Here is a 7,136-nt window from a genome sequence, read left to right on the forward strand (position 1 = left end):
CTGACCTGCGGTGTCAAGCCTAAATCAGACACACTTCTCTGCCGTCCTCTTAAAAGGGCTGGGATTTTTAAACAGCTAAAACTGGAGAGGTGAGCTGGGGTTTGGATGCGAAAAGGGACACACTTTTTTGCCTATAACCCCGAAGCAACCGTGTCCCGATTTGCGGCCCATCAAGGGTCATCGCCGAAACCGCCTGCCGCCCTTGCCCGATAAACACCGCCCCTAAGCGCTAGAGCTCGCGTCTCGCCTCGAGGGCACGGCCGAGCGTCACCTCGTCGGCGAACTCCAAATCGCCGCCGACGGGCAAGCCGCTCGCCAAGCGCGTCACCTTCACACCCAAAGGCTTTATGAGCCGCGCAAGATACGACGCCGTCGTCTCCCCCTCGACGTTGGGATTGGTTGCGAGCACCACTTCCCTCACGTCCTCGCCGCCCAATCGCGCCATAAGCTCGGCCACATGCAAATCATCAGGGCCGATGCCCTCAAGAGGCGACAGCGCGCCCCCGAGCACATGGTACACGCCCCCGAAAACGCCCGTGCGCTCGATGGGGGGAATGTCGCGCGGCTCGCTCACCACGCAGATGATGCCGCTGTCGCGCTTGGTCGACGCGCAGATCTCGCACACGTCGCCTTCCGCATAGTTGAAGCACCGCGAGCAAAAATGCACGGTGTCCTTCACCTCGATGATCGACTGGGCCAAGCGCAGCGCTGTCGCGCGATCGGTGTTCAAGATCCAATACGCCATGCGCTGCGCGGACTTCGGCCCGACACCGGGAAGGCGCTCGAGCTCATCGAGGAGCTTTTGAATCGCAGGTGCGGAGTTCACGAAAAGCGCCTACATCAAGCCGGGGATGTTCATGCCGCCGGTCGCCGCGCTCATGCGGGCAGCCGCCATGTCGGAAACGCCGCGAAGTGCTTCGTTCACCGCGGCGAGGACCATGTCCTCAAGCATCTCGACGTCCTCCGGGTCGACAGCCTCGGGGTCGATCGCGATGGACTGGATCGTGTTGTCGCCGAGCGCCGTGACCTTCACCATGCCGCCGCCGGCCGTAGCCTCGAACGACATCGTCTTCACTTCTTCCTGCGCCTTCGCAAGCTCGGCCTGCATCTTCTGAGCCTGCTTCATCATAGCGCCCATGTTGCCCATGCCGCCGCCGGGGAATCCGCCTCGTTTCGCCATTTTTCCTCCTGGTAGTGTTCTTTACGTATCGACGCCCCGCGCGAAAACGCGTTGCCGGGGCGAAACCCGTCTTTCCTGTCGGGCTATTCTCTCACTTCTTCGACGCGCGAGCCCTCGAAACCTCCCGCTGCGAGCACGGCAGCCAGGTCATCGGGCGAGTCGAACTCGTTGCCCGCAGGCTCGCCGTTCGGGCCGGTCGCATCGATCGATGCCGACGTGTTCGCGTCGGTCGGCTCGGGGGGAAGGCCCGTCGCGCCCGAGGTTCGCGCCGCCGCCTCGCGCGCCATGCGGTTGAAATCCGGCACGGAAGAAGTTGCGCCTGATGAGCGGCGAGCTTCCCCACCTCCCCGCCGTTTGGCAGGGGAAGCCGGCGCAGCAGCATACGCAGAGGCACCCCCGACGAACGCGTCCTCGTCGCCATAGGGGACCGGCTCATCGTAGGGAGCGTCGCCGTACGCATCGAGCGGAACGGGGTCCGGCTCGGGGACGAACGCGCCCGCATTCCGCGCGTCCCGCACCTGCGCCTCGCGCGCCCGAGAGCTTGCCTGGCGCGTATTTGCAGATGAAGCATGCTGTCGAGCCGCCGAGCGCGCAGATTCAGCAGACGCTGCAGCAGCCTCTCGCTCCCGAACCGCGCGCATCGCCGCAACCGCAGCCTCGCGAGCAGCGCTTGGCCTTTCAGCATGGGACGCCTGAGGCTGTGCCTGCTGCGTCGCCGGTCGATCAGAGGCCCCTAATGGGGAAGCGGACGAGGCCGCCGCCACGCTTGCACCCTGGGAAGGGCCCTTCGAGAAGGCGAACGGAATTGCCGCACCGCACGACTGCGCGAGCGCCGCGGAAACGGCGTCCTGCACGTCGGGCTTCTGCACGGCATTGAACGCGAAGGCGTTCTCCACGGGAAACTCGATGACGAGCATGCCACGGCCCTCGTCGAGCACGGCCTTCGTGTTCAAGAAGAGCACGCCGTAGGCCGCCTTGCTCTTCTTGAGCGAAGCGATGGCCGAGCTCCAGATGCGCTGTAGCGCCGCCTCGTTGCGCAGCGTGTCCGCAAGCTCAGCGGGAATCGTGCCACGTGCCGCGGAAACGCCGGCAACCGCAGCAGCCGCTGAAGCAGCGTTCTCGCGGGACGCCACCTCAGCTGCCGCCGTCGCCGTCGCTGCATTCACGGCAGAAACAGCCTCGGCCGACGCCTGGAAGCCCCCTGCGCAAGAGCCCGCCTCCCGAGAGGCGACCTCTTGCGAAACCGCCCCTTCAACTGCTGCGGTGCGGGCGTGGCGGGAATCAAGCGGCCCGCCTGCCTGGCCCATCGCCGTGCCCGCCGAGCTCGCCGTCTCCCGATGCGCTCGCGCGCTCGGCTCCGGCGCCGCGCTCGACGACGCACCCGTCGCAGCAGCAGCAGCGACGGCGGCGGGAGCGGCAGCCGGGGCAATCACCCGAGAGCAGGCCGAATACCCCGACTCGAGTGCCTCAACGCGCTCGGCAAGCGCCTCAAGCGTCAAGTCGCTGTCGGGCCGCACCATGCGCGTAAGCGCAATCTCGAACGACAGGCGAGGATTGGTGGACGTCTTCAGCTCGGCCGACAGGTCGCCCAAAACGCCGAGCAAGCGCGCCAGGCGATCGGGGCCGAACAACGGCAGCTCCCCTGTGAGCTCTCGGCGCTCGGACTCGGAAACCTCAAGCGCCACATCGGCGCCCACAAGCGACATCACGTACAAGTTGCGCACGCGTTCGGCCATATCGCCCACAAATCGAGCCAGGTCGGCGCCTGTTTCCACGTATTGAGCCGTCCAGCGGAAGCACGCTGCAGCATCGCGGGTGCCGACCGCGTTCATGATTTCGGACATCTCGCTCGAATCGAGCGACCCGAGCATCGCCTCGGCGCCCGCAAGCGTCACCTTGCCCTCGCCGAACGCGATGATCTGCTCGAGCGACGTAAGCGCGTTTCGAAGGCCGCCTTCCGCACGATGCGCGATCAAATCGAGCGCCTCACCCTCGAACTCGACCCCTTCGGACACGCATACCGCACCCAAGCGCGCGACCATGGCCTCGGCTGATATGCGGCGGAAATCGAATCGCTGGCAGCGGGAATGGATGGTCTCGGGAACCTTCTGCGGGTCGGTCGTCGCCAGGATGAACACCACATGGCTCGGCGGCTCCTCGAGCGTCTTCAGCAGCGCGTTGAACGCTGCCACCGAGAGCATGTGGACCTCGTCGATGATGTAGACCTTGTAGCGCCCGCGCGTCGGCGCGAACTGCACGCGGTTGATGATCTCCTCGCGAACGTTGTCGACGCCGGTGCGGCTTGCCGCATCGAGCTCGTAGACGTCGGGATGCTCTCCTGCGGCGATAAGCTGGCAGTCCTCGCACGTTCCGTCGGGGTCGGCAGTCGGGCCGCCCTCGCACAAAAGCGCCTTCGCAAGCAGGCGGGCAGTGGTCGTCTTACCCGTGCCGCGCGGGCCGCAGAACAGGTATGCGTGACTTACTTTGTCCTGCTCAATGGCATTTTTGATGGTGCGCTCGATATGCTCTTGGCCCACCACGTCCTCAAACGTCTGGGGGCGATATTTGCGGTATAAAGCTTCCGACATCGCACGAGTCCTTCGCATTCGTATGCGGCGCGCAAGGCGCCCGGTTCATTTCGCTCCATTATAGAAGAAGCGCCCGGGGTTGCCGGACGCTCCTGGAAAGAGTTCGTCGTATCGATAGAAGCTCGGTTGCTAGATTTTCCTCGAGATGGCATTGCGCGAATAGCCGAGCGGCATTATTTCGCGTGCTTGGCGTTTTTGGCCTTGTCGCCCTTCTTCGAGCTCATCGCAGCTTTCACCGCACCGATAAACGCAGGTGCCACCGATACCGCGACGATGCCCAAAACGATGATCTCGAAGTGCTCTTGCACAAACGGAATACCACCGAAGAAGTATCCCACCAAAACGAACAGCGAGACCCAAGAAATGCCGCCAATCGCGTTGAACAGCGTGAACTTGCCGAAATTCATGTGGCCGGTGCCCGCGATGAACGGGGCGAACGTGCGGAAGAAAGGCATGAAGCGCGTAATCACGATGGTCAGCCCGCCGTAGCGCTCGAAGAAGTGGTCGAGCTTCGCCATGCGCTCGGGCGTGAGCGCCTTGATCTTCCCCGAGTCGATGATGCGCTTGCCGAAGAAGCGGGCGATCCAGTAGTTGGACGTGTTGCCCAAGATGGCGGCGGCGTAGAACACGATAAGCGTCGCCCACAGGTGCAGACCGCCCCCGTCAGCCGAGAAGACGCCTGCCGCGAACAGGAGCGAGTCACCCGGCAGAAACGGGAAGAACACAAGGCCCGTCTCCACGAACACGATCAGGAACAACGGGGTGTACACCCATGCGGCGCCTAGCGTCATGATCCATCCCGCGATCGCCGATCGGGGGTCGGAAAGGAGACTGACGAAGAAGTTGATGATGTCCATAGCGTCCTTATAAGAAGAGGCCCATGCAGCAAGCAGGCGGCTCGTGGCCGCCTGCAAGATGAAGCATTCTGAATAGGACAGGGCGCTCGTCAGAGGCCCCTTATGGCTGCTTCCTCCCGGACCTGACCAGGTTCGGAACATGTCGCCGCCCCGCCCCATTCAGAATGCTCAATTCAAGTTGTCCCCAGTATACGCGAGTTGACGTGACGCGAACGAGCCTTAAACCAAATGCACACAGCTCAGCCGCGCAAACGGACGCGAGGGAGCGGGGCTATTCCTCTACGCCGCCCTCGGCCACAGTCCGCACGATGCCATCGAGACCGCTATGGACGAGCGAGTGCGTCACCTGGGCGATATCCTCGAGGGGAATCTCCGACTCGTCTAAGATCCAGCGGCGGATCACCGCCACGAGCCCCGCACTGAAATATGCGACGCAGAAATCGAGATAAGGACCCAGCTTCTTCAGGCCAAGCGTGTCCTGCTCGATAAGCGATGCCGTAAGCGACGATTCCAGCTTCTTCAAAACGAGCTCGTAGGGAGTGTGCGAGGCGATGAGCTTCATGCTCTTCAGGTCGGGCGCCAGCCCCAGCGAAAGTCGTTTGAACAGGTCGACCACGTTCTCGCCGTCGTCGCTGTTCTCGAGGGAGTCCAGGCATGTGCGCACGATCCGGTCCGCCTCGTCCTGCACGATCTCGTTCGCCAGATCCTCGACCGACTGGTAGTGCAGATAGAACGTCTTGCGGTCGATATCCGCCTCGCGGGCAATTCCGGTGATGGTGATTTTTTGGTACTCCGTCTCCTGCATGAGGGTCAAAAACGCCTGACGGATCGCCTTTCGCGTGCGCACAACACGGCGGTCGGGCGCCGTGCGCTCCCCGGATTCCCGACAGGCGGCTCCTTCTTTTGCCAGCTGAATCTCGTTCGCCATCTTCTCCCCCACGTCGCCCATGTCTCTCCCTCGCAAAAAATGGACAGCTTAACTTTATCTGCAGGTTTTACCACAAACGTTGTTTATTTGTCACTTGTATTTTTATTTCACCGAACTATACTCACGCTTAAGAAAGTTATTCCACATTTGTTGAATAATTTTATGGGAGGTACAACATCATGAAAGCAGCCGACCAGATCAAGCGGGCAGCCCTCAACAAAACCATCGACTACCTGCTTGAAGACCCCGAACGAAACGTCGCGAAGATCATGGACATGATCGACAGAGTTGCGCCCGACGACGTGTTCCCCACCCAACGCGCCGCCTTCCATCAGGCAATCGATGACGAATCGAATTGGTATCAACTTATCATGAAGATTCTCACCGACATGAACCCCCAGGTCAGAGACCGTCTCATCAAGACATTCGTCGTTGATGCGAACATGCTCGCATGGCCGAAGCAGGAAGCGATGCGCGATCAGTACCACTGCAACATTCCCTGGGCCATCCTGCTGGACCCGACAAGCGCTTGCAACCTGCGCTGCACCGGATGCTGGGCAGCGGAATACGGCCACAAGCAAAACCTCACCTACGAGGAAATCGACTCCATCATCAACCAGGGCGTCAAGCTGGGAGCCCACGTCTACATCTACACCGGCGGCGAGCCGCTCGTCCGCAAGCACGACCTCATCAACCTATGCGAAGCGCATCCCGATTGCGCGTTCCTGTCGTTCACCAACGCGACGCTCATCGACGAGGAGTTCGTGCAGAATATGATCCGCGTCGCGAACTTTGTGCCCGCCATCAGCGTCGAAGGCTTCGAGGAGGCAACCGACGCCCGCCGCGGCGAGGGGACGTACGCCAAGGTGTCCCGCGCCATGGAGCTCCTGCGCGAAAACGGCCTGCCCTTCGGCGTGTCATGCTGCTATACCAGCGCCAACGCAAGCTCCATCGCCAGCGAGGAGTTCTTCGACTGGCTCATCGAGAAGGGGGCTCTTTTCGCATGGATCTTCACGTACATGCCCGTTGGCGTCGGCTCGCCCACCTCGCTTATGGTGCACGCCGACCAGCGCGAGCACCTCTACCGCTTCGTCCGCGAGATGCGCGAGAAGAAACCCCTGTTCACGCTTGACTTCCAGAACGACGGTGAGTTCGTCGGCGGCTGCATCGCCGGCGGGCGCCGCTACTTGCACATCAACGCCGCAGGCGATGTGGAGCCGTGCGTGTTCGCACATTACGCGAACGTCAACATTCGGGAAACAAGCCTTCTCGACGCGCTGCGCTCCCCTCTGTTCATGCAGTATTACGAGGGCCAGCCCTTCAACGACAACCTGCTCAAGCCCTGCCCCATCTTGGAAAACGAAGGACTACTTGCCGACATGGTGAAGCGCGCCGGCGCGCATTCCACCGACCTTCAGGAGAAAGAAAGCGCGGAGGATCTCTGCGCGAAATGCCATGACTCCATCGCGGAGTGGACGCCTGTCGCCGAGCGCATTTGGAACGATAAGGGCGACCCGCTCTACGACAAGCGCAAAAACGACCCCACGCAGGGCATGGCCGACACCGACATGCGCAAGCTTGCA

6 protein-coding genes and 1 other RNA gene are annotated in these 7,136 nt (G+C 62.1%); 1 reads left to right on the forward strand and 6 read right to left on the reverse strand.

The features are described from left to right. Positions 1 to 229: 229 nt before the first annotated feature. From recR to Q0G18_RS08505, 6 genes are all read right to left on the reverse strand, one after another. Positions 230 to 826, reverse strand: coding sequence for a recombination mediator RecR (gene recR / locus Q0G18_RS08480; RefSeq protein WP_297151973.1), 597 nt, complete (start codon positions 824 to 826; stop codon positions 230 to 232). Positions 827 to 835: 9 nt separating this feature from the next. Then, positions 836 to 1,180 (reverse strand): YbaB/EbfC family nucleoid-associated protein, encoded by a 345-nt coding sequence (locus tag Q0G18_RS08485; protein ID WP_276998256.1) that lies wholly within the window; start codon positions 1,178 to 1,180, stop codon positions 836 to 838. A gap of 83 nt (positions 1,181 to 1,263) precedes the next feature. Further along, a complete protein-coding gene (gene dnaX, locus Q0G18_RS08490) occupies positions 1,264 to 3,768 on the reverse strand; it encodes a DNA polymerase III subunit gamma/tau (RefSeq protein ID WP_297151978.1) in 2,505 nt (834 codons plus the stop codon). A gap of 173 nt (positions 3,769 to 3,941) precedes the next feature. Further along, positions 3,942 to 4,625 carry a VTT domain-containing protein gene (locus Q0G18_RS08495; protein WP_297151980.1) on the reverse strand — a complete coding sequence of 228 codons (684 nt, stop codon included), beginning with the start codon at positions 4,623 to 4,625 and terminating at the stop codon, positions 3,942 to 3,944. Positions 4,626 to 4,691: 66 nt separating this feature from the next. Beyond that, positions 4,692 to 4,787: signal recognition particle sRNA small type (gene ffs, locus Q0G18_RS08500), an RNA gene on the reverse strand. A 109-nt stretch (positions 4,788 to 4,896) separates the two neighbouring features. Beyond that, positions 4,897 to 5,574: a TetR/AcrR family transcriptional regulator gene (locus tag Q0G18_RS08505; protein WP_297151983.1), complete on the reverse strand. Its 678-nt coding sequence runs from the start codon at positions 5,572 to 5,574 to the stop codon at positions 4,897 to 4,899. A gap of 158 nt (positions 5,575 to 5,732) precedes the next feature. Between Q0G18_RS08505 and Q0G18_RS08510 the strand changes: the two genes are divergently transcribed. Continuing rightward, the coding region (locus tag Q0G18_RS08510) for a radical SAM protein (RefSeq protein WP_297151986.1) at positions 5,733 to 7,136 on the forward strand (1,404 nt) is incomplete at its 3' end.

This window comes from uncultured Ellagibacter sp. (genome assembly GCF_934636505.1).
In the GTDB taxonomy this organism is placed as follows: Bacteria; Actinomycetota; Coriobacteriia; order Coriobacteriales; family Eggerthellaceae; genus Ellagibacter.

Excerpts from the sequence above, each read along its gene's own strand:
- Q0G18_RS08485 (WP_276998256.1), bottom strand. The coding sequence starts at position 1,180 with ATGGCGAAACGAGGCGGATTCCCCGGCGGCGGCATGGGCAACATGGGC.
- dnaX (WP_297151978.1), bottom strand. The coding sequence starts at position 3,768 with ATGTCGGAAGCTTTATACCGCAAATATCGCCCCCAGACGTTTGAGGAC.
- Q0G18_RS08495 (WP_297151980.1), bottom strand. The coding sequence starts at position 4,625 with ATGGACATCATCAACTTCTTCGTCAGTCTCCTTTCCGACCCCCGATCG.
- Q0G18_RS08505 (WP_297151983.1), bottom strand. The coding sequence starts at position 5,574 with ATGGGCGACGTGGGGGAGAAGATGGCGAACGAGATTCAGCTGGCAAAA.